Source organism: Pseudomonas pseudonitroreducens, from assembly GCF_021603645.1.
GTDB classification, from domain to species: Bacteria; Pseudomonadota; Gammaproteobacteria; order Pseudomonadales; family Pseudomonadaceae; genus Pseudomonas; species Pseudomonas pseudonitroreducens.
Genome location: NZ_BQHJ01000008.1, coordinates 310,302 through 334,525, shown reverse-complemented (window position 1 = coordinate 334,525; position 24,224 = coordinate 310,302). Strand labels below are relative to the sequence as shown.

Genomic DNA, 24,224 nt, shown 5'->3' with positions numbered 1-24,224 from the left:
CGAGAGCATGTTCGAACGCATCATTCGTTTCGCCATCGAGCAGCGCTACCTGGTGCTGCTCGCCGTCCTCGGCATGGCCGGTCTGGGTATCGCCAGCTACCAGAAACTGCCCATCGACGCGGTCCCCGACATCACCAACGTGCAGGTGCAGGTCAACACCTCGGCGCCGGGCTTCACGCCGCTGGAGACCGAGCAGCGCATCACCTACCCGGTGGAGACTGCCATGGCGGGCTTGCCGGGCCTGCAGCAGACGCGCTCGATTTCACGCTCCGGGCTGTCGCAGGTGACGGTGATCTTCAAGGACGGCACCGACCTGTTCTTCGCCCGCCAACTGGTCAACGAACGCCTGCAGCAGGCGCGCGAACAATTGCCCGAGGGCGTCGAGGCGGCCATGGGGCCGATTTCCACCGGCCTGGGCGAGATATTCCTCTGGACCATCGAGGCCGAGCCGGGCGCGCGCAAGGAGGATGGCAGCGAGTACACGCCGACCGACCTGCGGGTGATCCAGGATTGGGTGATCAAACCGCAGTTGCGCAACGTGCCGGGCGTGGCCGAGGTGAACAGCATTGGCGGTTTCGCCAAGCAGTTCCAGGTGGCCCCGGACACCCGCCGGCTGGCGGCCTACCGGCTGACCCTGGCGGATGTGATCGCCGCCCTGGAGCGCAACAACGCCAACGTCGGCGCCGGCTACATCGAGCGCAACGGCGAGCAGCTGCTGGTGCGCGCGCCGGGGCAGGTGGGCAGCCTGGAGGACATTGCCAACATCGTCGTGGCCAATGTCGATGGCACGCCGATCCGCCTGCGCAATGTCGCCGAGGTCGGCCTGGGCCGCGAGCTGCGCACCGGCGCCGCCACCGAGGACGGCCGCGAGGTGGTGCTCGGCACGGTGTTCATGCTGATCGGGGAGAACAGCCGCACGGTCGCCAAGGCCGCCGCGGCGAAGCTGGACGAGATCAACCGCACGCTGCCGGCCGGGGTCAAGGCGGTGACCGTCTACGACCGTACGCAACTGGTCGACAAGGCTATCGCCACGGTCAAGCGCAACCTCACCGAAGGCGCGATCCTGGTGGTCGCGGTGCTCTTCCTGTTCCTCGGCAACATCCGCGCGGCGCTGATCACCGCCATGGTGATCCCGCTGGCGATGCTGTTCACCTTCACCGGCATGTTCAGCAACCGCATCAGCGCCAACCTGATGAGCCTCGGCGCGCTGGACTTCGGCATCATCGTCGATGGCGCCGTGGTGATCGTCGAGAATGCCATCCGCCGCCTGGCCCACGCGCAGCAGCACCACGGCCGCCTGCTCACCCGCAGCGAGCGCCTGCACGAGGTCTTCGCCGCCTCGAAAGAGGCGCGCCGTGCGCTGATCTACGGGCAACTGATCATCATGGTGGTGTACCTGCCGATCTTCGCCCTCACCGGCGTCGAAGGGAAAATGTTCCACCCCATGGCCTTCACCGTGGTGCTGGCGCTGCTGGGCGCGATGATCCTCTCGGTGACCTTCGTGCCGGCGGCCATTGCGTTGTTCATCACTGGCAAGGTGAAGGAAGAGGAAAACCTGCTCATGCGTGGCGCGCGCCGCGCCTATGAACCGGTACTGGACTGGGTGATGGCGCGGCGCGCGCTGGTGTTCGCCGGCGCCGCCGTGCTGGTGCTGCTTTCGGGGTTGCTCGCCAGCCGCATGGGCAGCGAGTTCGTGCCCAGCCTGGGCGAGGGCGACTTCGCCCTGCAATCGCTGCGCACGCCGGGCACCAGCCTGTCGCAATCGGTGGCCATGCAGGAGGCTCTGGAACGCCAGGTGCTGGACAAGGTGCCGGAGGTACAACGCATGTTCAGCCGCACCGGCACCGCGGAGATCGCCTCCGACCCGATGCCGCCGAATATTTCCGACGCCTACGTGATGTTGAAACCCAAGGAGCAGTGGCCCGACCCGAAGAAGAGCCGCGCGCAGCTGGAAGCGGAAATCCAGGAAGCCGCCAACGGCGTGCCGGGCAGCGCCTATGAGCTGTCGCAACCGATCCAGTTGCGCTTCAACGAGCTGATTTCCGGGGTACGCAGCGACGTGGCGGTGAAGGTCTTCGGCGACGACATGGAGGTCCTGAACCAGACCGCCGAGCAGATCGCCGGCGTGCTGCGCCAGGTACAGGGTTCGTCCGAGGTGAAGGTCGAGCAGACCAGCGGCCTGCCGGTACTCACCGTCAACATCGACCGCCAGCGCGCGGCGCGCTACGGGCTGAATGTCGGCGACATCCAGGACAACGTCGCCGTGGCCATCGGCGGCCGCGAGGCAGGCACGCTGTTCGAGGGCGACCGCCGCTTCGATCTGATCGTGCGCCTGCCGGAACACCTGCGCAGCGACATCGATGCGCTGTCGCGCATGCTCATCCCGGTGCCGGCCCCGGCCAATGCTGCGGATTCGCGCATCGGCTTCATCACCCTGGGCGAAGTGGCACGCCTGGAACTGGTGCAGGGGCCGAACCAGGTCAGCCGCGAGAACGGCAAACGTCTGGTCGTGGTCAGCGCCAACGTGCGTGGGCGCGACATCGGCTCGTTCGTCGCCGAGGCCGGCGCCAGCATCGAGCAGCAGGTCAAGCTGCAAGCCGGCTACTGGACCACCTGGGGCGGCCAGTTCGAGCAGTTGCAGTCGGCGGCGCAGCGTTTGCAGATCGTGGTGCCGGTGGCGCTGTTGCTGGTCTTTACGCTGCTGCTGATGATGTTCAACAACGTCCGTGACGGGCTGCTGGTGTTCACCGGGATTCCCTTTGCCCTGACCGGGGGCGTGGTCGCGCTGTGGCTGCGCGACATTCCCTTGTCGATCTCCGCTGGTGTCGGTTTCATCGCGCTGTCGGGCGTGGCGGTGCTCAACGGCCTGGTGATGATTTCCTTCATCCGCAGCTTGCGGGAGGAGGGGCGCAGCCTCGACGAAGCGATCCGCGAGGGGGCGCTGACGCGTTTGCGTCCGGTGCTGATGACGGCACTGGTGGCCTCGCTGGGCTTCGTCCCGATGGCCCTGGCCACCGGCACTGGCGCCGAGGTGCAGCGGCCCCTGGCGACGGTGGTGATCGGCGGCATCCTGTCTTCGACCACGCTGACGCTGCTGGTGCTGCCGGCGTTGTATCGGTGGATGCACCGGCGGGATGAGGAGGCGCAGGTGGGCACGCCAACGTAGGGCGTATAACCGTTTGCGGTTATACGCCGCTGCACCTGTCGCGACTTGAGCTTCGTGGCCGAGCCAGGGGCCCATGTGCCTCAGGGCTTGCCCCCCAGCGGGCCGGAAATCTGCGCCAAACGGCGGATAACGCTGCGCGTTATTCGCCCTACAGGGCTGGTGCTGTCGGCGCTGTATCGGTGGATGCACCGGCGGGATGAGGACTCCTGAGAGGGGTGTTCCAGGCGACCATGGGGCGTATGAGCATTCACAGTCATACGCCGGATGGCCCGAAGCCTTCCGCGGTGCCTGGTGCGGGGCGGTGATCACGCTGAAGTGGCGGATAACCGCGAAGGTTATCCGCCCTGCGGGGTTGAGCGTTCGCGTTGCAGTGTCCGGAGGGCGGTAGAACCGTCGCCCAGATTGGCGCAAGGGTCACTTGCGCCGTTCAAGCCAAGTGGCACCATGCCACCCCATCTGTAAGAACTCGGATACAGGCTGCAGGAAGCCTGGCTTTTCGCGTGGGAGATTGCCTGGGATTTGGTCCGACAGGCTGCGCCGCGCGGGAGCCCATTCCTGAATCACCCATCAGTTGAATGTTGCCAAGGATGCCTGGATGAGAGAGCGGAATATCGAGATCGGGAATATCGCGGAGATCGATATCAGAGAGGTATATGCGCCCCCTGCCGCCAAGCTGGTCGTGACGCAGTCCACCACCGATATTCTGAAGCTCAAGAAGCGCATGCAGTATTCGTTCTGCGCCGCTTTTCTCGCCAGTTTCCTGCCGTCGCTGATCTTTCAAATGGCCGGCGGTGTACCGCTGTTGTTCCTTGCCGTGTTTTTCCTCGTGCCGCTGTTCTGGCTCGCCATGCTGGTGTTCATCTTCCTGCTCAACAAGCGGCTTTCCTCGGTGGGCTATGCGCTCTTCAGGACCGCTATCGCGCTGGTTCCGATCCTCGCTCTCTACGTGCTGTACCGCACGTCCTACGACGCCAACAAAGTCATTCGCGCCAATAGCGCAGCGTGACTGCCGGGCGCTTGGGAACCTGGCAGGGCGCTGGGGCGCCCTCTGCTGTCAAACAAACAACAACGAGAAGGTTTGCCGTTCATGCTCAAGAAATTTTTCGGGGGATTGCTCCTGCTGGTCACGCTGTCCGCGATCGGGGGATGCGCCAGCCAGCCGACCGCTGTTTCCAAGTCCAATATCGCGGAGGGATACACCTCGGCGTCAAAGAGCATCTATGTCATGTCGCTGGTGGGTAGCACCCAGCCGGAGTTCAATACGCTGCTGGAGAAGAGCCTGACACGCAAGCTCGAGTGGGCCGGATACCAGGTCAAGTACGCGAACTCCAACGGTCTTGAGCTCGATCCGGATTCCCACCTGGCCAAGGCCAAGGAGTTCGGTGCGCAATTTGTGCTGGTCATTACCCCCAACGGCGGAAAGGTAATGGGTATGTCGAATCTCTACGTCGAAGGCCAGTACCGCATCGCGGCTGTCGATGTGACGCTCAAGCGCGTGGTTTACAAGTCGCAGTTGCGGTTCTGGCCCTACAACGAACCGTGGATCATGGGAATCCAGTGGAACGACGTGAGTGCGCAGGGGCTCGCCGATGCCATCTACAACGAAGGGCACTACCAGGGCCTGCTGTTCTGATCCGGGCGCGTCTCCTGCCGCGCTGAAAGGCTGAGCCGGTTGCCGGTTTGTCTCGGGGAAAAAAAGGCGCCCAGTCGGGCGCCGAGGGTTCCTCTTCCTCCAAAGGGGCACGTGGAGCGCCAGGAAGCGGAGCAGTCTTGCGGGGAAAATCATCACCGGTTGCCTTGGGGGCGGTGATGCCTGCCGTTATACGCAGGGGCGCCTAACGGCAGGCTGAGGCGCAGCTGACAATTCCGTCATCCGCCCGCCCGGCGCTGGTGTTACAGCACCGCCAACGGGTACTCGATGATCAGCCGCACTTCGTCCAGGTCCGATTCGAAGGCCGTGGCGCGGGTCGTCGCCTGGCGCACGCGCAGGGACAGGTCCTTGAGCTGGCCTTTCTGGAACACGTACCTGGCCTCGATGTCGCGCTCCCAGCGCTTCTGGTCAGTGAGCGGATCGCCATTGTCGTCGCGGCGCATGTACACAGCGTTGGCATTGGAGTAGTCGGCGTCGGTGCCGCGGGCGTAACGGGTCATGAAGCTCAGGCCGGGCACGCCGTAGGTGGCCATGTCGAGGTCGTAGCGGACCATCCAGGAACGTTCCTTCGGCGAGTTGAAGTCGCTGTACTGGATGGAGTTGTCGAGGTAGATCGAGTCGGCCTGGCGCAGGTAGTCGAAGTCGTTGTTGCCGTTGTTGCGCTGGTGGCTGACGGCGATGCGGTGGGCGCCGAAGTGCACGCCGGCGCTGGCGCTCCAGATGTTGGTGTTGAACTCGCCGAGCAGCTCGCGGCCCTCGTCCTGCGACTTGTAGTAGTTGAAGCCGCCGAACAGCTCCACTGCCTCGCTGAGCGGGAAGTTCAACGCGGTGCCGAAGTAGTACTGGTTCCAGGCGTCCTTCAGGCGGCTGCTGTAGAGGCTGACGCTGGCATTGTCATTGATCGTGTAGTCACCGCCGCCGTAGGCGAGCCAGGAGGAATCCACCGGGCCGGCGTAGAAGGTGGCGAAGCCGTCGTCCATCTGCCGCGATTGCGGCTGGCTCATGGCGTGCAGGCGGCCGCCCTGCAGGGTCAGGCCTTCGAGGCTGGTGTTCTGCAGGGTGAAGCCGCGGAAGGATTCGGGCAGCAGGCGTGAGTCGCCGTAGTGCACCACGGGAGTCTCGGGGAACACGTCGCCGACCTTCAGCACCGTGTCCCACAGGCGCACCTTGGCGGCGCCACCGGCCTTGGAGTAGTCGCTTTCGGTACGCCCGTCGTTGTCGGTGGGCAGCACGTCCACCGAGCTGCCGGCGCCGTTGCGGCCATCGCCGGTATCGAGCTGGAAGCCAAGCATGGCGAAGGCGTCCACGCCGACGCCGACCGTGCCCTGGGTGAAGCCGGATTCGAACTTGCCGATGATCCCGTGGGCCCAGACTTCCGAGTAGCCGTTGCCGCGCGGCGGTGCGGACTGGCCATGGCGGGTGTCGCGGTTGAAGTAGAGGTTGCGGTTGAGGACTTCCAGGCTGGCGCCTTCGATGAAGCCTTCAGGCTTCTCTTCGGTGGTCGCCTCGGCGAAGACGGTCGGCGATGCGACTCCCAGAGCCAGCAGCGAAGCCGCCAGCGGAAACTTGTGTCGGTACTTTCGATACGTGTGATGCATGGATGTGCTCCCAAGGGCAGGGTGGTTTGGTTACCGCCTGCTGTTGTTGTTTTCGCCCAGGCGTGGCGAGGGCCACGGGCATCGTGTAGGAGCGTGGATAACGACCCGGTGAGCGGTGCATGACAAATCTGTCAGGCAGCGGCTGGGCAGCGCTGGCAGGCAAGCCGATGTCGGAACCAGGCAATCGTTCCGGGTGGTCGATGCCTAGGGTGGCGAACCCTCACCGAAACGATCTGGAGCTGACATGTCCGACTTCATTACCGTGCTGCGCGACACCTGCCCGACGCCTGTGCTGGACGCCACCAGGTGGCAGCGCATCGGCGGCGATCCGCACACCGTCAACCTCAACGCCTACTTGTCGGCGGACGGCAGCAAGATCATGGGCACCTGGATCTGCACTCCCGGCAAGTTCCAGGTGAACTACGAGAAGTGGGAGTACTGTCATTTCCTCGACGGCTACTGCGTCATCACCCCCGAGGGTGAGCCGCCGATCCATCTGCGTGCCGGCGATCTTAGAAAGTCAGGTAGAAATAAAATTGTGCATAGGGAAATCAAAGGGTTAGGAATGGCTAAAATCGATAAATTTGGAATATTTTATCAATTTTTCTGAAATTCACGCTCAATATGCAAAAAAAAATGATCGAGTGAAGAGTGTTATTCGTTCGTCACTTCTAGCGTTGATCGCTGAATAAGAATGCTTCGTGTAGATAGCTCTGTTGGGAGAGGGGCTCTGGTTAGCTTCCCAAATCTGACTAAACGGTATGTGTAACCGGGCGGCAGGTTAAATGCTGAATCGTGGGCGCGGCAGGTATAGTAATTATTGGTGAAGTGAAGAATTCTAACATAATCAGACTTCCGTATGTGAGCTATATTGTCAATGGTGATTTTCTCGATTTTGTTATTGTCATTAATTAAGTAATGTAGCTCTCTGTTTGATAGCCAAGTTTCGGAAATGACTGAGCTTATTGGAATAAGGGAGTCAATGTGATTTCTTATTATTTCAATTTCAGGTGGAGATATTAAGCAGATTTTGCGGAAGTGCTTTGGCCTGGCAGGGAGGACAATATCGAATTTTAGTGAGATTAGCGTGGGAAGAGATATCCGAAGAATTTTGGCAGCTTGTGTCGGGGAGATCAATAGGTTGCTTCTGTGGTAATGTCCAAAATGGTGACCCTTGGGGTTGATTGATGAAATAAATTTCGACGTCATATCCGAGCGAAGAAAATAAGTGTCGCGCTCTCCGGAGGTTGTTGGCCCAGTACACGGAGCGGCATCGTGGGAGATTAATATAGCGACAGTTTTGTTCGGTGAGGTGAGTAACATCTCGGATGCCTCTGCTGAAGAGATATATTTTGATTTGAATGTATGCACACTCTCTTTTTCAATTAAGTATCCATGGCGGCTGTTTTGGAAAGGGGCATGAAGTAAGTTTGCTCTTGCAAGGCTTCGGATAGTAGTCTTGTCTAAGTTGAGAGCTTTCTCTGCATCTGTAACTGTATAGTAATTAGATTCTTCCGCTGGAGGGCAGAGTGGAAGTTTAAGAGAAAGAAGCCGGTGTGCCGGCGTGGCGGGAGCAGTGGAGGATGATTTTAGGTTTGATAGACTGCTGCGATTTATGAAGTCATTGCGCCGATATCCTGGTCTATTTGAAGACTTAATTATTGGTATGTTCAGACGTCTTAGCAAGGGTCTTAGAACCTTGATGCTTGATTTGATTGATTCGGCTGCAGCTATAATGGTAATGTGCCTGGCTCGAAAGGTATTAATGCTTTGTTTTAGTATTCGGCAAGAGTTGTTTTGAGTTGTAAGTCTGGGGGGCTCGGTTAGGAATTTTGAGTTAATTAAGAATTTGGCTTCTCTGGTGCTGATTCCGAGAAGATTCGCTGCTTCAGGCAGGTTAAAAGTTCTATCTTTTATTTTTTGGTCTCTCTGGTAAAGTTTGACGAGATACGCTCTCGCCCGGCGATGAATTTCACAGATTTCTTCAACCTCCTCAGAGCTGAATTTGGAGTATTTCTTCTTTTTTGGGAATTTTTCGTCTGAAACTACGATCCGCCATTCATCTGCAGTAGGTGTTAGGTATTTTTTTAACTGTTTTTCACTTAATGAACACAGCCTAAAACGGGCGATGCTGGACGGTGAGGCTGAAAGATGATAATGGACTTTGGTTAGTAGAGAGTTAGGGGTGATGTTAAAAAGGAGAGCAATAGCTAGCTCTTTGTTTATAGAGTCGATTTTTTGTACTCTTAAAAGATTAATTATCACCCCTTCAATTTCCTCTTTGCAAATAGCCAAAGCTAGAGAAAAAATTGCTCTGCGCTCTTCTTTGTTGCATGGCCTTGTTCTAATTCTTAGGCTTGTATATGCTTTTGTGAAGATATCTAGCCTGTCTTGCGATTTCGCGTTGAGTAGTTCAATAAATTGATTCTCTAGCTCTACCTCTTCGCTAGAACAAACTGGTGACTCCAATTGTGCTCGACAAGAGCAGCCATCTATAATTTTGTCATGCCAAAAGAAGTTCTTTTTGCAAGTGGGGCATGAAAAAAGGTACTTCCTGTTGTGGTATGGACAGTTCTCGATGGGCAGGAAGTCCTTAATGACTCTCTCCCAACCCTCGCGAATACACTCAGTACATACTGCGGAAACTTTATGGCGAATAATTTTTGTGTTGAATGAAATTCCGGTTATTTCGATTCTGGAGCCGTCTTTATTGCTTTTGGATGCTGAGTAAAATGTGCTTTCAATCTCTAGTGAATATTCCCCTGCATTCTTCTTGAGCAGTTTCCCAAAGGAAGAGTCTTTTAACATCGGGCTTTTATATATACCTTCTGTGCCACATTTTGCTAATAGAAAAATGAGGCAGCTATTATAGCCATTTGCATCAGTTGCTCGTCTGAGAAGGCTGAATGGACTCTCATCAGGTAGGGGCCTAGGGATAAAGTGCAAGTTGATCATTGCCGGCGCCCCTCTAGCAGTGCATAACAATTCGAAATGCTAAGAGAGAATGGATTCGCGCCTCTACATGGACAAAGCTTCAGTTCAATAGTTGAACATGCGTCGTGGAAATCCTGCTTTTGAAGTGAAAGGGAGCGTCTTGCTAGGCAAGTAGTAAATGCCCGAGAGAGAATCTGCCGGATATACTCTAAGTTCCCCTGTGTTGCTACATGCAAAGGAGTGGAAATATTGGTGTCCGTTAGATGTGCGCCGGTTGCGAGATTCCCTATTTGATACAGTTGCTCATCAAGCAGGCGAAGGAGTGTCATGAACTCTGAGTTTGGATTTTGGTCGAATTTTACATAACTAAGCTCAGCCAAGAAAGGATAGCGGCGTGCGAGGCGGTCCTCTTTGTATATTATATATTTGCATGCGTCGGTTCCTGCGCAGATGATGGGTATGGAAAGCCGATTTATTAAGCTTACCAGCCAGTTAATTAGCACCGTTAATTGCTTTTCATTTTCTGGATCTGCGAGTGTGTGAAATTCATCTATAAAAACAATTTCTGTTTGACAGGTTTTTATTAATTTAATAAGTCTAAGAAACAGGTCCTCCGTGTCGCCTCTGGTATCCGGGCAATCTAGACTGCTCACCATAACTTTACAGAATGACTTTATGGTTACTTTGGCTGGCACGCAGCAGTAAAGAGCAGGTATGGTATGTACGATTCGATCCGGCTCGACCTTAATAGAGGTTTCTGGAAACGAGTTTTTAATAATATTACATAGAGTAGACTTCCCTGAGCCGGAAGGGCCTATTAATACTGCTGAGGTAGGAATTCCTCTAAGACGGGTGCTTTCAATCGCCATTTCAATCTTGGCATGGGCTTGACTAAAGCCTTGAAAGAACGCAATTTTCCTCTCGAAGGCTCTAACTTTGTCCTCAAGTTTAGTCATCAATTTCTCCAAGTTGAGTTGGCTTAAGGAGTTCGACTATCTTAGGCTCGCGTGGAGTAGTGCTCCGGGCGAGGTGCTTGTCTGGATCAATAAGGAAGTTTTTTACTTCCTCCGTTTGAATGGCGAGGGCCGACGACTCTCCAGAATTCAAGTTTATTGTTTTAGCCTCTAACATCCTGGCGTGGCGTTTCTTGCCTCTCTTACGAAGTTCATCTGCGATTTTAAGGTTGAGCCTAGCCCGGTTGTTCCTAGCAGTGCGGAAGTCGAATTTGCACCGTTGCTCTTTTATCTCGGCTTGAACTAACTTGTGCATATGCAAAGTAAGATCATCCTGATAATCAGCATCAGATGCTATGATTGGATAAACATCGTCTGGTAGATCAGGGTGGCAAACATAAGCGGCACCAAGATCACTCGGGTCATAATAAAGTACCAATTTAGGCTTTCGATATTTTTGCTTATTTCGACAGCGGCTTTGTCCTAGTGTGCTCAAGTAAGAAACACTTGGCCCTGTCCACTCGAGATGTGAAAATCCTACTCGTCCATTTGCTGGGGTCACATACTTGACACTCAAGAAATGCCTGCGCAGGTCTTCCTCAGAGTAGCGTCGTGCTGGAAATACTGGATCCTGGTGGCTATCCCAAAAATCATTTGGGGATGTGTTCAGTGACTGGTGAAAGCTGATGTGATAAACATCTTCGAGCCAAGTGTTGAATACTTCCCTTACGTGGTCGATAGTAAAAATAGCCTCTTTCTCCGAGTCATAATCGCCGCGCTCAACGATGTTAGAAAAACAGGTGCCCTTGAGGGTGTGTATAATCTCCATGTTCAGAGTTCTAAACCATCGCTCCACGAAAGGCTTTTGATTTGGTTTGCCAGGAGCACAAAAAGTAATTCTTGCACCGAGTAGGGTTAGACAATCTCTCAGCTTTTTAGCAACGAATTCGCTTCCGTTGTCTACCACATAATGCAATGCCAATCCATTTCTCTCATATGCGCTATTAAGAGAGTTTTTAATGGCTCGGATTGTTTTTTCTATACTCGGTGGGTTAAGGGATATATCCCATCCTATAATGCGCCTGGATGAGACTTCCAATACGACAGTGAGAAATGGTCTGCCTAGAATGCGGCCATATTTGTCGACTACGTATATGTCGAGAACTTGTGTGTCGCATTCTACCCTGACCAGCAAATGGCGAAGTTTTGTGTGGCGTATACTCCACGTTTGTCGTTTTTGCGCAGCTCGAAGCCCAAGTTGGTAGAGGTCGGTTTCATAAGCATCTAGTTCATTGATAATTCGGCGGATAGTTGATTTGCTAGGGGCGTTTAGTTTGTCTGAAATTGGCCTCCCCTCGTTGTGGTCGTCTATAAGAAACTGGATAGTTTCCACCACGGCGCTAATTGAGCATGGAGTTTCGATGTAATATAAGCAATCTAAGCAATACTGAATGATGTCTTGAATTAGGTCCGGCTGCCTGAATACTCTCGGTTTTCTCTCTTTGACTTTCTTGGAAAGTAGAGCAAGGCAGTTTTCCCCAGAGTTTAAATAGCTTCTAATCCAGTTGTATACGCTACTATAGGAGGGCGGCTTTGAGTCTCCGATGTCAGCCGATATCTGGAAAATCTCAGCAACCGCAGCTGGTCTTGGGAGGCGGCCTTTAAGTTTTTTAAGGCAACCGGTTACGTATGCGAGTTTTCTGTCGAATTTTTCACGTGCCGTCTTTGTTAGCGAGGATATTACTTGGCTCGATTTTCCTTTAAACGGCGCCTCCTGGATTTTTTGAAAATTTCCAGATAAATTTGCTTTTGCTAATCGTTTGAAATCTATTATTATTATGTTTCTTTGCGCGTCTAACCCCCTTAGTTGCACGCGCTCGCCCTTCACCGCAATGATTTCATAGGCTCCGGTGCGGTATCTGTACTGCTCGCCGACATTAATCTCTAGTCCTGTACCTTCCTCAGAGCTTTTCATCTTGGCTTCAAGATGGTTTGAGAGTTAAATGGAAGGCTAAGGTCGGCATTTATATGCCCATAAAATACTGAAAATGCAATGTCTGACGCGGATTGACTGCGACCTAAAAGATCTTGAACTTTCAGGGCCTTGTTTGATGTGTTAACTATGTCGATGGTCGGTTTTGCTGAGGTGAGTGTTGCGTCGGAGCTGGTGTGATATAACCGCTGAAGGTTATATGTTTTTATTGGGTGGCGGAACTGGCTTTCTCTGATTACTTCAAAGAGATATCCACAGGTTGCGAATATAATTTTTAGATTAAGGAGTCTGGTCATGGTTACGCTATCTTTAAGCGCAGTGTCTGGCTTTATTTCATATATGACTGTTGAGCCGTCTTTGAGTAATACGGAAAAGTCTGGAGTATATTTAATTTTTCCACGCTTAACTGCTAATGTGAATGGCTGCGTTTGATATGACACGATGGTTAGGGATCGTTCCAATTCTAAGCAGAGATCAGTCTCGAGCAAGGTTTCGCAAGTTCTAATGCATTTGTTCTTTCGCGAAAATATACAAGTTACATGTTTACCGTGCTTGCCGTGACGCAGAGTTCGGCCAGGGAGAATCTCAAAGTTCTCTATAAATTCGCCTGGAATGCGTATCATATACTCTCCTTGGGCTCCCAGGCGTTGTGCCAGTTGGAGCAGCTGTTACAGATTTTTTCGCTATTCGCAATAATTCTCTTGGCCTTTTGCTCATTAACCTAGATGTGTACAACGGTACATCTACTCGTTGTTGGCATCGTCTTAAGCCACAAGGTGGACTTGAATTTTTTAGGTGGCAATGACAAAAACATGCAGAAGGAATTCATTAACTGTTTGTTTTTTATGGGATTAAATTTTTTGGTACGTGCGCTATTTACGCCTAAGCTCGAATTGTCCCGAGATAGAGCGCCACTTGAAATGTCAAGGACAAAAAAGTGAAGAATCAACTATGTTTATGAGGGGTATTTTTCTATTTTTTACGGTAATTCAATAAGTTAGTGTCGACTAAAAATTTCATCATGTTCACGGTGTGTGACTTCGGCGGAGGTATTGAACAGTATGAGTAACTCCTGGAATCAATCCGTACGTCGTTGCAGGGCTGTTGTCTTTGGGAGACTATTTGCTAGCAACGTGACTGCGTCAGGTAAGGGGGCGGAGCTTAATGATTGGTTGAACGAGAACTGGAATCGAGAGAAAAGATGGGACGATCCGGTAGCAAAGTCGGGGCGTCTGCTGAAGGGTACATTTCCTCAAAAGGAGTTGCGCCAATTTGTGATTGAGAGATTCCCGAGGTTTAAGCGGTTTTTAAGCAGTCCTATTTGGCTTTCTCTGAGTCAGCTATCAGTCGATCAGTACGATAATAGATTCTGGAATTCTTGCGCTTCAGCCATTGAGATAAACGGAGTTTCGCTGTCTCGCCACAAAAGTAAAGTTATGGAGAGCTTTGCCGGGACGGGATGGGATTGGTGGGATAGGCTTGGTTTGCTTTTGATGATATTGCGCAGCGACGATATGAATTTTTCAGTGCATCGTGAGTGGATTAAAAGTAATTTTTTTGCTTATATGTGTATCGTATTCATATCTTACCCTGCGAGATGGGTGGTTCCACGGCTTTTTGGGTTGATCGACGAAATGGTCCGTACAGGAGTCTTGGGCGATAACCCATTTTACTACTGGCCCAGTAGTCTTGACGAGCTTAACTACGAACTTGAATGTTACCAATATGCATTTGATAAGATTGTTTTGCAAAGATGGTGGTGGAGATGCAAAGGAGGGGAGGATCCCAGTTTGCTATTATGGCTTTTGACTGAGGAAAGGGATGCTTTGCAAGACCTCTGTGATGACGTTGATAAGAACTACAGAATTTCTGCTCAGTTGCGGATGAAATGGCTTAGAGCTCTAAGAGTTGCACGTGAAACTAATATAGAATTTAGGCTGGAGAAAGTTGGCGTTCGGGGTATTCCCGCTGCGGATAAGAGGGTTGTTTGCCGCTTTTACTTGGAGAAAGACTGGTAGTTCTTGTGATTTAAGTTTCTTTTAGCCATCCCCTTGTATAGACTTTTTTGAAGTTGAAGTCTGATTGCTAAGTAGCCGCCTAAAGTAGCGAAATCTCAAAGTGCGTTCTCGTAATTTTTCTTTCAGTATCATGTTTTCGGATCGCTGAGAACCTATCTCGTTATGCAGATTTTCTTTCTCTGCCTCCAGAATGGTTGATTCCTCCAGGAATATTTTCCTTTGAGCGTGTATTTCTTGTTCCCAGGTGTTTACCTGATGGGCTAGATTTCTATTTTCATGTATCAGTCGTTCATTGTCTCGGTTGAGCACGAGGATCTCATCGTTCTTGGCTATCAAGCTATTCTGTAGCGCACGTAATTCAAGGCGGAGCAGGTTCAGTTCTTGTTCAGATTTTCGAATGTCCTGCGCCCTTTGCTCTTTCTGGGCAGTCCGATAGTGTTCAAGTGCTTGTCTCGCATGTTGATTTTTATCCTCAAGCGAGGTTAGCTGATTTGCATGATCGTCTGCTAGTTGCTTTAAGATCTGCTCAACGGCGAGCAGACGGCTTCGCTCAATTTCGCTAATTCGTAACCGCTCCTGAAGCTCCGTCTCCAGGCTTCGGAGCTCTTACAACTGTGATTCCAATTCCGCTTTTGTGCTCTGGAGGCCTTCAATTTTCTCGAGTGCCTGCTGGCGTTGGATTTTATTGTTGAGGTGCTCTTGTGTTAGCAGCTCTCTCTCAGATGCGATTGATGCTTGTGCATTGTCACGCATTCGTTCTGCCACTTTACCAATCAGGATCGATAGTTCTTCTTCTAGAGAAGGGGGTTGACATGGGGCTTCAATCTGCTCCAGCTCCCGCAGGCATCGAATGATCGTGGTCTTGGAGCCCGTGTTCCCCAGCTCAATTCTGATGGCATCAATACTCGGCTTTACCCCTCGGGCCAAGAGTGCGTCGCGTGCAATTTTAACCACAGCTCTGTTTATTCCTCCGCGTGCCATCAGTTCACTCCGACGATTTTGTACTGTGCTATGGAGTATGGGAGTACAGACAGAATGGTGCCGCTAATCGGATGTGGCAGCCGACGGGCTGACATTGGATAAAGTGGAGTTATCTCGTGTGAGAGCCGTTTTCGACCTGTCCGGGGTGAAACGCAGTACGTCGAGGTGGGAGAGAGCGGTGGCGCAGACAGTTGAGGACTACCTGCAGGCGGGTATCCGAGCGAATACCCAGCGAAGTTATCAGCAGGCAATTGAGCACTTCGAAGTGACCTGGGGCGGCTTTTTACCAGCCACGAGTGATGCCATTGCTCGGTACTTGGCTGACTTTGGCGGCACACTTTCTGCCAGCACCCTCAAGCTGCGCTTAGCCGCCCTGGCTCAATGGCATAGCAGCCAGGGTTTTCCCGATCCGACTAAGGCTCCCTTGGTACGCCAGGTCCTCAAGGGAATCAGGACTCTTCATCCAAGGCCGGAGAAGCAAGCGGAGCCTATGCAGTTGGAGGAGTTGGATCGTTGTAGCGTGTGGTTGGAAGAGCAGGCCTCAATGGCGATAGTGGACGGCAGCACCGCTCGGCTTTTGCGCTCTAAGCGTGATCGTGCGCTGATGCTGCTAGGGTTCTGGCGTGCGTTTCGTAGCGATGAGCTGTGCCGGCTACAGGTAGAGCACATTCAGGCAAAGGCTGGGGAGGGGATGCAGCTTTTTCTCCCCTGGAGTAAGTCCGATCGAGAAAGTGAAGGTCAGACCTATCGAGCACCCGCATTGAAGCGGCTTTGTCCCGTCCAGGCCTATATCGACTGGATAGAGGTTGCCGGGCTGCGCAATGGGCCAGCATTCAGGGCAATCGACCGCTGGGGCAACATGAGAGAAGGTGCGCTACACGTCAACAGTGTCATACCGTTGATGCGATCAATCCTTAAACAAGCCGGACTGGAGGCTCAGTTATACAGCAGCCATTCATTGCGACGCGGCTTCGCTACATGGGCTACGCACAACGGTTGGGATCAGAAGGCTCTAATGACGTATGTCGGGTGGCGCGACGCGAAGTCCGCTCTTCGGTATATCGAAAGCGAGCCGCCGTTTCGGGATGATGCGATCGAGATTTCGAACAGCGGTAAGGAGGCTGCCTGGAGAAGCCCTAAAAACGAGTTGCATTGAGAGGTGTAACATCAACTCTTTTTCCTATTTTTTATTTTGATTGGAGCCCTCTAGATCAGCCATCACAGGGCATTTTTCCAATCCTACATTCACATTTTTTTTCGCATTTTTCGCATGCACCTTCAGAGAGTCATCTGCGGAGTGCGCAACGGCGTTCTCCGCCGAGGATGGTCTTATTCGAAAATTATGCGAAACGCCATAATTGCGCATAATCGCTCCCTACCGATCTAACCCAGCGCTGATCTTGCTGATCTAGGAAATTATTGTGCTCTTACCTCAAAGTCAGGCAGCTAGTTGCTTGGCTACGCTTTTTGTACCAGCTCAGATGAGGTGAGTGTGCACTGCTGTGCAAGCGAGTCAGATGGTTGCCTCTCCCTCAAATACCTTTTGAGTCTTTGCGGCCTCGTAGCGATTGGCATAGAAAGAAAGCAGTAGCGGCGGGACCGCTACGTCCTCGGAACCAACCTACGGGGTGATCATGGCTAAGCATGATTTTGCTAGTTTCAGACTCCCCAAAGGTGACGAGGTCGAAGCGGCCGTCGCCGCGCTTCGCCAGTTGCCGGAGCACTGGCCGACGAGGGCAGGTACTCACCAAATTGTCCTGTCGCCTGAAGCAGCTGATCGCCAGGTCATTGAGGTACCAACCCTTGCGATGCGGGTGTTCGCTCAGATCCTTGGAGAAATAGCCGTTGGGCATGCAGTGAGAGTCATTCCAGTTCGCCCGGAGTTGACCACTCAAGAGGCGGCTGACCTTCTCGACGTGTCAAGGCCGAAGCTGGTGAGGCTCTTGGATGAGGGGGTGATCCCGCACAAAAAAGCAGGCGCCCATCGTCGGGTAAGGCTTGAGGATATAGTGGCTTATAAAGAGCAGCGCGATGCCGCGAGCCTTAAAGCACTGGAGGCTCTGGCAAGGCAGGCTCAGAAACTAAAGGTGGGATACGAATAGTGCCTTCAGCGTGTCTAAATGTGTGACTTAAGGCACGCGTCAGCTCCGAAACCCGGATCTGCGAGTGGTAAGTGATGCTGTACTGATTAGCTATCAACGGCCCATTGTCATGAGTTGTTTGTGTCGCGGGCGTAGCTTTGGGGCAGAGATATTCAGTTGCATGATCATTTGATTGTGAATCAAAGCATAGGTCGTGGAGGTTTTTCTGCATCTAAAGAGTTAATTTTTATGATCGCAAGAGCTGATTGAAAGAGTATATGATTTCTACTTATACTAGAAGGCTGAGTAAATTATTTTCTAGAGAGGATAGGTGAATGTCCAAGCTTGCTGAGTTTCGCGCTGCCGAAAAAGCACTTGCTGAACAGTTGGCATATCTCGAGTCGCTGAAAAATGATGGCGCGCTCAAGAAAGAAATCGAGTTCGAAGAAAAGCTGCGCGGTTTGATGAGCCAGTACGGAAAATCTCTGCGTGATGTGCTCGCTATCTTGAACCCAGGTGCCGAGCGTGAAGTCGTTCGTCGCGGCCCTCGTAGTGGTCAGTCTCCTCGTCGTGAGCGTGCGATCAAGGTCTACAAAAACCCGCATACCGGCGAGGTTGTGGAAACCAAAGGTGGCAACCATAAAGTACTCAAAGCTTGGAAGGCTGAGCACGGTGGCGAAGTAGTTGAGAGCTGGCTCCAAGGCTGACTTTCTGCCTTGTGCTTTGGGATCAGCGCCGCTGTGCGGCGCTAGTTCATTGAATGGCGTTGGGTTGAGTAGTAGTAGGCCAGCACGCTTCCGATCAGTGGACCGGAGAATGCCAAGACTTCGCTGAAGTAGCGACTTTGAGTTATTCCGCACATAAGTACTCCCGCCAGCAACATGAAAATCACAATGAAGCCAACGATAGCTGGAATGCGCTTATTGATGCGCTCTGTCTTCGGCTCCGCCTGACCAATCCCGCCGCACACCATGCAGGGTAAGCCTGCGAAGCTTTTCCCTTTCAGTTCGTTCTCTTTGACGCATACCGCGCAAGATAGCTGTTGCTCTCCGTTACGGCAGGTTCCGCTGCCTGCACAGTGGGCGCATGGGTACAAATTCGACTTGATGTCATGCATCGTCATTTTTCTTCTTTCACCACGAGTCAGGGAATCCGGATGCCTAGGGCATTTAGCGTCGGCGTATCCATCCGGCCGTTGATCTGCAGTCCACTGTCCATCTGGAACGACATCAGCGCACCGCGTGTGGTTTTACCCAGAATCCCGTCGATCGAGCCTTCGTAGTATTTGCGCACCATCAGTGCGGTCTGTACCCGGACCACGAGATTGGACAGTTCACTGGCAGCAGGACGTGTTGGAGTGGCCCTGGTAGTAATGTCGGGACTTGGGTTGGTCGAGGAGTCGTAGAAGCTGTTCCCTGATCGTCTGATAGTGCTGCCGCCAGTGCTTCCACTCGATGTGCTCGGTGCGCTGTAGTAGGTGTTCGGTGTGTAGCTCGGCGTCGGGGCCGCCGGCGGATTGTAGTAGCGAGGAGCGCTGTAGCCCCCCGACCCGCTGTAGTGCGAGCTGTGGGAACTGTGCGAGCGATGAGAACTGTGTGAACGGTGCGCGGCGTAGATGTTCAGCGCGTCGGGGGCGTTCAAAGTGTTCATGAAGACCGGTGGCTGCGCATCGCTGCGCGGTTCCCAGGCAGACTCGGCGAGAGGCAGTTGGTTGGCTTGGGCAAAGGCGCTGCCGGCGACCGGTAGCAGCGTGATCTGGCCAATCAGAATTTTCCAGCGATCGAGCAAACTCATGAGGCACTCCTTGCATAGGTACTGAGTTCTTCCGTGGAAAGCGGACGAATACCGCGGCTCTGCCAGCGGTCGGTGTGGGATTTGAAGAAGCCGGCGCACTCACTGGTGGCTGCACAGCTTTGGCAGGAATCGATGAAGCGGTTCTTCCAGTCGGAGATGCTCTGCCGAGCAAAGCGCGACAGAGGGGCCGGCAACACGCACAACGGCAGGTTGTAGATCGAAACAGGGATGCCGCGGTTGTGCAGGAAGAAGGCGGCGAGACTGAGCGGCTCCTGGTAGTCCAGCGGATCAATCCAGAGGTCTTCGTAGTGCTTCTTGGCCAGGCCTGTGCTTTCGATACCCATCAAGGCGACGTGGCGGGCGAAAGGAAGGTTGCGAAAGATGAAATGCGCCAGCTCGGGCAGCCTGGGTGTGGTCAGGCGATTGAGTACCACGCGAATTTCCACGATCTGATTCGCCCTAGCGAGGTTGTACATCCCACGTAGGGTTTCGCTAAACGCCCCAGGGGCTTGGACTACGTAGTCATGGTCGTCGGCGTTATCGGCGTAGAGGGGTATGCCCCAACTGAGGCTGGGATGGTTCAGCTGTTTCAGTTCGGATATCCAGCTGGGGTCCTGCAGGAGCCGGCCATTGCTGAGTAGATGGACCGACTTCTCCGGCAGAACGGCTTTGCACTTGGCGAGAATCTCCAGCAAACCTTCGCGATACAGCGTCGGCTCTCCGCCGCTGATGCCGAGGTGTTCTTCGCCCGGATCCATCAGGTCAATCAGGTGCAGGTTCTCTTCGATGTGCCAGCGATCATCGATGTCTTTGGGCGGTTGTGAGCACATCAGGCACAAGCTGTTGCAGCGGTCGGTGATGAACAGCAGGTTGGAGTTGGCTCCACGCCGATACAGCACGCGCACCAGATTGCTCGACGGCGTGAGCGCAATCACATCGCCAGGTCGAACGACTTCTGGATCCCTGGGTGCGCAGAGTTGCAACGCGGTGTCGGGAAGTACCAGTGGCTCATGGCTGGGGCATAGAAAAGCACCCACCGGCAGCGTGCGCAGGGCGGGATGCTCTTCCAGTTCATGCGGTTCGAACCACAGTGCTAGGTCGTGAAGAGTGGCATGACCGGCGCAGACAGCGGCGCCTTTCTCGATGAGTTCTCTGACCGTGATCACTTTCAATAAACATGGAGCGCTCAGGTTCTGAATGTCGAATTGAGTCTCTTTGCGCAGCATGAGTTATCCCCTGTAACCGACGTGGGGGATGTCATTGAACGAACGGCGGGTCAGCCATGACAGCAGGACACGTTGAGTGCCGTCATCGCCATCCCGGAGCAGGCCGAACAGGTGCCGGAGAAGCCCCATGTTCTTGTCGCAGAAGCTACTGAAGGCGCGATGGCCAATGGGGTCCCCTTGGCGGGCAAAATGCTCAATGGGATCGGCCCCGCAATACGGAACCAGGGCGCAGTCGCTGCAACCAGGTAAAGCTTCCGCAATGCCGGCTTCGAGTAGCAGGTGCATCACGGGCGAATTCAGCAATTCGCGCAACGGCTGACGGACACTGCCGAGTCGCAAGCCGCCTTCGCCCATTTCGAGGAGCATTCGGGCTTCGTCGGAGGGATAGACATAACCGTCATAGTTGTAAACCAGTGCTCCGGTGCCGGCACCCATGGGGGAGCGCAGGTCAACATAGCCGGAGGAGAAGGGCGTCAGTATGTTGTTCAGCAAGAGCGCGGTGTAGCCTTCGGCGAGGTAGATACCTTGCTGGTTCAACTCCAGGAGGTAGGCGAGAGCTTCCTTGTAGAAGCGGACATAGTGCCCCATCGGGTAATCGAGACGCTGCGCACTTTTGGTAGCGAATCCATAAGGACTCAGCGGGCGCAGAGAGATGCTGGAGAAGCCTTGTTTCACGTACTCGTCAATGATCGCCCGCGGTTGCTCCAGGCTCTTGGCGGTGAGGGTCGTAAGTGCGGATACCGCGTCGTGCCCCAACTTCGCGCGGACACGCTGAATGCCCGCAAGGGTTCGTTCGTGGGAGTCGCGAGTTGGAGTAGGGCGGTTGGCATTATGCAGTTCGGCCGGCCCATCCAGGGAGGTGGAGAACTGGATGCGGTGCTTGAACGCGAAATCCAGGATCTCCTCGGTCAAGTGTTGCAGGGTGCTGGTGATAACGAACTGGATATCTCGTTGTTCAGCTTCGTTCCGCTCTGCCACACGCTCAACGATCTGTCGTATGCGTTCGAAGGCTAGCAACGGCTCGCCCCCTTGAAACTCGACAGTGAGAGTAGAGGAAGTGGACTCGAACATTCGTTCGACTGCGTCTAGTGCGTCTTGCTCGGACAGATCGTGACCATCGCCGGCAAGCGGGGCGCGTGAGACCTGGCAGTACTGGCAGGTATGATTGCAGCGCAAGGTGACGACGAAGAGATGCAGGGCCGGGCCCTGTGAGAGAAAGTCTTTGCGGCTGCGAAATTGCGCGGCCATCTCCGGCAGCGGGTCGTGCTTGCCTGGTTCGTAGATGAAGTGACGTGCCAGCAGGTCCTTATACAGAGGGGTACCTTGATGCAGTCTTTTCTCCGACAGCTCACGCAGTTGTGAATCGGAGATAAACAGGTGTTCACCAGTGTCGCCGGTGAGCAGCACACTCCGCGAGCTTTCGCCTTGCAGTCGCATGAAGCGGAGCGGCAGCAGCCGATAGCTGCTATCCGTGGAGATTATCTTGCTCATTTAATTACTACAGCCGGCCAATGCAGTTCGCATCAGCAATTCTCTGATGCCAGCAGTTTCCTGTTGGATGCGCTCCCGCAAGACAAAGTCATTCAATTGCTGGAGCACCAGGTTTTTCACCTGCTCGGCAGAAAACGCCGTGGCGCTAGCTGAGTTCGGATTAGGGCTGACCTGAAGGGTAGTGTGCTCCCTCTGCCTGTTGACCTCGGCAGTGAAATCCCTGGCGATACTGTATACCACTCGCTGGATGACGCTGGATGAGTAGACTTGCTCGTCCAGCGGCAGTATGACCTGCCAAGGCATGGGCTTCTTTCCTTGAATACCAGAGGCTTTGTAGGGGATTTTGCCCTGCTTTAGGGCAAATGGCCAGCATGGTTCAAAAGGTCGACAATCCACTGCGGATTGGAACCAATTAATAGGGCCTGTGCGCGCTATTAGTGTCGGTATCTGCACACGATGCGGGCGGCGATAGTCATTATTGAAGCGTGCGCAGGGTCTCGTCTTTGATAAGATGGCTCGCTAATCTCTTATGCGTATTTCGCCGAGAAGTCGCGGGTTTCGTCTCGAGGTTTGGAAGCGCTGCAGAAGCCAGCGAGGAGCTCGTGGATCGCGACTGAGCGCAACTATTCTCGTGCTAACTGATATGGCCTTCATCCTTATCAGTTAAAGCTAATTGCATCTAAAACAAGGCTTCTGCTCCTGCGCGAGCAACCTGGGCATCCTGATCAGGCTTGACGCCTGAAACGCCCACGGCTCCTACTACCTGGCCATCTATGAGCACCGGCACACCGCCTTCCAGGGAAGTCAGTAGAGGTGCGGATAGGAATGCATGGCGGCCCCCATTGATCATGTCTTCATAACCTTTGGACTCACGTTGGCCAAGTGCTGAGGTTCGTGCTTTTTCCATGGCGATGTAAGCACCAATAGGAGCACATCCATCGAAGCGCTGGAGAGCCAGCAGATGCCCCCCGTCGTCTACTACTGCGATGGTCACGCTCCATTGTTGGCGCTCAGCCTCGACGCGAGCGGTCTCAAGAATGTGGGAGACTTCTCGTTGGCCTAGCACGGGTTTGTTTTGCATGGGATTCCTCGAATACTTGTTGAGTATGAACGTGGGCCTAGCCAATAGCCTCGTCCACCAGCTCGATCCAGTGCCTTACTGAAATCCGGCTGGTGCCGCCGAGATGGCTCTGACACCCTATGTTCGCGGTTGCTATCACCTGTGGGTTATCGCTCTCCAGAGCTTTGAGTTTGTTGTCGCGCAGCTGTCGCGACAGATCCGGTTGAGTGAGCGAATAGGTACCGGCAGAGCCACAACACAGGTGCGAGTCGGGCACCTCGGTGAGATGGAATCCAAGGCGGGCCAGCGTACTCTCTACGGCTCCACCGAGTTTTTGAGCGTGTTGCAGCGTGCATGGGCAGTGGAAAGCCAAGCGCAGGTCAGTTCGGATACCAAGATTTTCCAGCGGTTCTGCCCGTAATACCTCAACCAAATCCTTGGCCAGTGAGCTAACTCGATGTGCACGCGCTGCGTAGTTGAGGTCATGCTGAAGAAGGTGGCCGTAATCCTTGATGAAGGCACCGCAACCACTTGCGGTTTGAACGATTGCTTCTGCACCACTCTCGATGGCTGGCCACCAAGCGTCGATATTGCGTCGGGCTCGGTCGAGGCCAGTCTCTTGGGCATTGAGGTGATAATCCACTGCGCCGCAGCATCCGGCTTCACTAGCAGGAATTACGCTAATTCCCAGGCGGTCCAGTACTCGAGTGGCGGCGGCATTTGTATTGGGTGATAGTCCGGGCTGTACGCATCCCTCAAGCATCAGTACCTTCCGCCCATGCCGTACGTGGGAGCGGGTGCGTGCAGGGTGTATTTCAGGCGGCAACTTGTCCCTGAGAGAGCCAGGGAGCAGAGGGCGAAGAGCGCTACCCGTTTTCACAAATGCTTTAAACAGCCCAGCATTAGGAACCACGAATCGTAATGCTCTTCTGAGCAGGCGTTCGCCCAAAGGGCGCGACACTTGCTGTTCGACTACTGATCGGCCGATATCCAAAAGATTGTGATATTGCACGCCAGACGGGCAGGTGGTCTCGCAATTTCGACACGTCAGGCAACGATCCAGATGTTCCAAAGTACTTGCACTGGGTTCGTGCCCTTCCAAGACCTGCTTCATTAGATAGATTCGCCCACGTGGGCCATCAAGCTCATCGCCGAGTAATTGGTAGGTGGGGCAAGTTGCGTTGCAGAAACCACAGTGGACGCAACTACGCAGAATAGCTTCAGCTTCTTTGCCGCGCGGCAGGGCGCGAGCTTGTTCGCTCAAATGGGTTTGCATGC

At 53.9% G+C, this 24,224-nt stretch carries 20 protein-coding genes and 1 pseudogene; 8 read left to right on the top strand and 13 right to left on the bottom strand.

Annotated features, from left to right (window positions below; genetic code table 11):
- Window positions 1-7: 7 nt before the first annotated feature.
- The 3 genes from L6D89_RS20985 (at window position 8) to L6D89_RS20975 (ending at window position 4,799) form a co-directional block, all read left to right on the top strand.
- Window positions 8-3,166 carry a CusA/CzcA family heavy metal efflux RND transporter gene (locus tag L6D89_RS20985; protein WP_236201051.1) on the top strand — a complete coding sequence of 1,053 codons (3,159 nt, stop codon included), beginning with the start codon at window positions 8-10 and terminating at the stop codon, window positions 3,164-3,166.
- 595 nt (window positions 3,167-3,761) lie between these two features.
- Window positions 3,762-4,172, top strand: a complete 411-nt coding sequence (locus L6D89_RS20980) for a hypothetical protein (RefSeq protein WP_236174112.1) — start codon at window positions 3,762-3,764, stop codon at window positions 4,170-4,172.
- An 81-nt stretch (window positions 4,173-4,253) separates the two neighbouring features.
- Complete coding sequence (locus L6D89_RS20975) at window positions 4,254-4,799, top strand: hypothetical protein (RefSeq protein WP_236201050.1); 546 nt, start codon at window positions 4,254-4,256, stop codon at window positions 4,797-4,799.
- Between the two features lie 260 nt (window positions 4,800-5,059).
- Here L6D89_RS20975 and L6D89_RS20970 read toward each other — a convergent pair whose 3' ends face one another.
- Complete coding sequence (locus L6D89_RS20970; RefSeq protein WP_236201049.1) at window positions 5,060-6,415, bottom strand: OprD family porin; 1,356 nt, start codon at window positions 6,413-6,415, stop codon at window positions 5,060-5,062.
- 244 nt (window positions 6,416-6,659) lie between these two features.
- Here L6D89_RS20970 and L6D89_RS20965 point away from each other — a divergent pair.
- Window positions 6,660-6,929: pseudogene (locus L6D89_RS20965) on the top strand (cupin domain-containing protein); the annotation flags it as partial.
- Between the two features lie 140 nt (window positions 6,930-7,069).
- Here L6D89_RS20965 and L6D89_RS20960 read toward each other — a convergent pair.
- Genes L6D89_RS20960 through L6D89_RS20945 form a run of 4 tightly spaced genes read right to left on the bottom strand, consistent with a single transcriptional unit; the run spans window position 7,070 to window position 12,918 of the window.
- Window positions 7,070-9,370, bottom strand: a complete 2,301-nt coding sequence (locus tag L6D89_RS20960; RefSeq protein WP_236201048.1) for a hypothetical protein — start codon at window positions 9,368-9,370, stop codon at window positions 7,070-7,072.
- Window positions 9,367-10,305, bottom strand: coding sequence for a TniB family NTP-binding protein (locus tag L6D89_RS20955; protein ID WP_236201047.1), 939 nt, complete (start codon window positions 10,303-10,305; stop codon window positions 9,367-9,369). Before L6D89_RS20955 ends, L6D89_RS20960 begins: the two co-directional genes overlap by 4 nt.
- Window positions 10,298-12,277 (bottom strand): DDE-type integrase/transposase/recombinase, encoded by a 1,980-nt coding sequence (locus L6D89_RS20950; RefSeq protein WP_236201046.1) that lies wholly within the window; start codon window positions 12,275-12,277, stop codon window positions 10,298-10,300. The genes L6D89_RS20955 and L6D89_RS20950 overlap by 8 nt, the downstream gene beginning before the upstream one ends.
- On the bottom strand, window positions 12,274-12,918 hold the full coding sequence (locus tag L6D89_RS20945) for a Tn7 transposase TnsA N-terminal domain-containing protein (protein WP_236201045.1): 645 nt from the start codon (window positions 12,916-12,918) through the stop codon (window positions 12,274-12,276). Before L6D89_RS20945 ends, L6D89_RS20950 begins: the two co-directional genes overlap by 4 nt.
- Window positions 12,919-13,356: 438 nt before the next feature.
- Here L6D89_RS20945 and L6D89_RS20940 point away from each other — a divergent pair, with 438 nt between their 5' ends.
- Entirely contained in the window at window positions 13,357-14,313 is a 957-nt protein-coding gene (locus L6D89_RS20940) for a hypothetical protein (RefSeq protein WP_236201044.1), read from the top strand.
- Window positions 14,314-14,919: 606 nt separating this feature from the next.
- On the opposite strand, the gene L6D89_RS20935 is transcribed toward L6D89_RS20940, so the two are convergent.
- Window positions 14,920-15,294, bottom strand: coding sequence for a DNA-binding protein (locus tag L6D89_RS20935; RefSeq protein ID WP_236201043.1), 375 nt, complete (start codon window positions 15,292-15,294; stop codon window positions 14,920-14,922).
- 178 nt (window positions 15,295-15,472) lie between these two features.
- Between L6D89_RS20935 and L6D89_RS20930 the strand changes: the two genes are divergently transcribed.
- The 3 genes from L6D89_RS20930 to L6D89_RS20920 all read left to right on the top strand — a co-directional run bounded on the left by L6D89_RS20930 (window position 15,473) and on the right by L6D89_RS20920 (window position 18,082).
- Entirely contained in the window at window positions 15,473-16,450 is a 978-nt protein-coding gene (locus L6D89_RS20930; RefSeq protein WP_196913529.1) for a site-specific integrase, read from the top strand.
- A 478-nt stretch (window positions 16,451-16,928) separates the two neighbouring features.
- Window positions 16,929-17,396 carry a helix-turn-helix domain-containing protein gene (locus tag L6D89_RS20925; RefSeq protein WP_196913530.1) on the top strand — a complete coding sequence of 156 codons (468 nt, stop codon included), beginning with the start codon at window positions 16,929-16,931 and terminating at the stop codon, window positions 17,394-17,396.
- Between the two features lie 314 nt (window positions 17,397-17,710).
- Window positions 17,711-18,082, top strand: coding sequence for a histone-like nucleoid-structuring protein, MvaT/MvaU family (locus L6D89_RS20920; RefSeq protein ID WP_196913531.1), 372 nt, complete (start codon window positions 17,711-17,713; stop codon window positions 18,080-18,082).
- 41 nt (window positions 18,083-18,123) lie between these two features.
- Here the strand turns inward: L6D89_RS20920 and L6D89_RS20915 are convergent, their stop codons facing one another.
- The 7 genes from L6D89_RS20915 to glcF all read right to left on the bottom strand — a co-directional run bounded on the left by L6D89_RS20915 (window position 18,124) and on the right by glcF (window position 24,222).
- A complete protein-coding gene (locus tag L6D89_RS20915) occupies window positions 18,124-18,492 on the bottom strand; it encodes a molecular chaperone DnaJ (RefSeq protein WP_231387799.1) in 369 nt (122 codons plus the stop codon).
- A gap of 26 nt (window positions 18,493-18,518) precedes the next feature.
- Window positions 18,519-19,169, bottom strand: coding sequence for a His-Xaa-Ser repeat protein HxsA (hxsA, locus tag L6D89_RS20910; protein WP_236201042.1), 651 nt, complete (start codon window positions 19,167-19,169; stop codon window positions 18,519-18,521).
- Complete coding sequence (gene hxsC / locus L6D89_RS20905; protein WP_196913534.1) at window positions 19,166-20,395, bottom strand: His-Xaa-Ser system radical SAM maturase HxsC; 1,230 nt, start codon at window positions 20,393-20,395, stop codon at window positions 19,166-19,168. The genes hxsA and hxsC overlap by 4 nt, the downstream gene beginning before the upstream one ends.
- A gap of 3 nt (window positions 20,396-20,398) precedes the next feature.
- Complete coding sequence (hxsB, locus tag L6D89_RS20900) at window positions 20,399-21,886, bottom strand: His-Xaa-Ser system radical SAM maturase HxsB (RefSeq protein ID WP_196913535.1); 1,488 nt, start codon at window positions 21,884-21,886, stop codon at window positions 20,399-20,401.
- Window positions 21,887-22,189 (bottom strand): His-Xaa-Ser system protein HxsD, encoded by a 303-nt coding sequence (gene hxsD, locus L6D89_RS20895; protein ID WP_236201041.1) that lies wholly within the window; start codon window positions 22,187-22,189, stop codon window positions 21,887-21,889.
- A gap of 376 nt (window positions 22,190-22,565) precedes the next feature.
- Complete coding sequence (locus L6D89_RS20890; protein ID WP_236201040.1) at window positions 22,566-22,967, bottom strand: heme-binding protein; 402 nt, start codon at window positions 22,965-22,967, stop codon at window positions 22,566-22,568.
- A gap of 37 nt (window positions 22,968-23,004) precedes the next feature.
- A complete protein-coding gene (gene glcF / locus L6D89_RS20885) occupies window positions 23,005-24,222 on the bottom strand; it encodes a glycolate oxidase subunit GlcF (protein WP_236201039.1) in 1,218 nt (405 codons plus the stop codon).
- Between the last annotated feature and the right edge of the window lie 2 nt (window positions 24,223-24,224).

Bases quoted from the DNA above. Each gene is read 5' to 3' on its own strand.
- L6D89_RS20985 (WP_236201051.1), top strand. From the start codon at position 8: ATGTTCGAACGCATCATTCGTTTCGCCATCGAGCAGCGCTACCTGGTG.
- L6D89_RS20980 (WP_236174112.1), top strand. From the start codon at position 3,762: ATGAGAGAGCGGAATATCGAGATCGGGAATATCGCGGAGATCGATATC.
- L6D89_RS20975 (WP_236201050.1), top strand. From the start codon at position 4,254: ATGCTCAAGAAATTTTTCGGGGGATTGCTCCTGCTGGTCACGCTGTCC.
- L6D89_RS20970 (WP_236201049.1), bottom strand. From the start codon at position 6,415: ATGCATCACACGTATCGAAAGTACCGACACAAGTTTCCGCTGGCGGCT.
- L6D89_RS20960 (WP_236201048.1), bottom strand. From the start codon at position 9,370: ATGATCAACTTGCACTTTATCCCTAGGCCCCTACCTGATGAGAGTCCA.
- L6D89_RS20955 (WP_236201047.1), bottom strand. From the start codon at position 10,305: ATGACTAAACTTGAGGACAAAGTTAGAGCCTTCGAGAGGAAAATTGCG.
- L6D89_RS20950 (WP_236201046.1), bottom strand. From the start codon at position 12,277: ATGAAAAGCTCTGAGGAAGGTACAGGACTAGAGATTAATGTCGGCGAG.
- L6D89_RS20945 (WP_236201045.1), bottom strand. From the start codon at position 12,918: ATGATACGCATTCCAGGCGAATTTATAGAGAACTTTGAGATTCTCCCT.
- L6D89_RS20940 (WP_236201044.1), top strand. From the start codon at position 13,357: ATGAGTAACTCCTGGAATCAATCCGTACGTCGTTGCAGGGCTGTTGTC.
- L6D89_RS20935 (WP_236201043.1), bottom strand. From the start codon at position 15,294: ATGGCACGCGGAGGAATAAACAGAGCTGTGGTTAAAATTGCACGCGAC.
- L6D89_RS20925 (WP_196913530.1), top strand. From the start codon at position 16,929: ATGGCTAAGCATGATTTTGCTAGTTTCAGACTCCCCAAAGGTGACGAG.
- L6D89_RS20920 (WP_196913531.1), top strand. From the start codon at position 17,711: ATGTCCAAGCTTGCTGAGTTTCGCGCTGCCGAAAAAGCACTTGCTGAA.
- L6D89_RS20915 (WP_231387799.1), bottom strand. From the start codon at position 18,492: ATGCATGACATCAAGTCGAATTTGTACCCATGCGCCCACTGTGCAGGC.
- hxsA (WP_236201042.1), bottom strand. From the start codon at position 19,169: ATGAGTTTGCTCGATCGCTGGAAAATTCTGATTGGCCAGATCACGCTG.
- hxsC (WP_196913534.1), bottom strand. From the start codon at position 20,395: ATGCTGCGCAAAGAGACTCAATTCGACATTCAGAACCTGAGCGCTCCA.
- hxsB (WP_196913535.1), bottom strand. From the start codon at position 21,886: ATGAGCAAGATAATCTCCACGGATAGCAGCTATCGGCTGCTGCCGCTC.
- hxsD (WP_236201041.1), bottom strand. From the start codon at position 22,189: ATGCCTTGGCAGGTCATACTGCCGCTGGACGAGCAAGTCTACTCATCC.
- L6D89_RS20890 (WP_236201040.1), bottom strand. From the start codon at position 22,967: ATGCAAAACAAACCCGTGCTAGGCCAACGAGAAGTCTCCCACATTCTT.
- glcF (WP_236201039.1), bottom strand. From the start codon at position 24,222: ATGCAAACCCATTTGAGCGAACAAGCTCGCGCCCTGCCGCGCGGCAAA.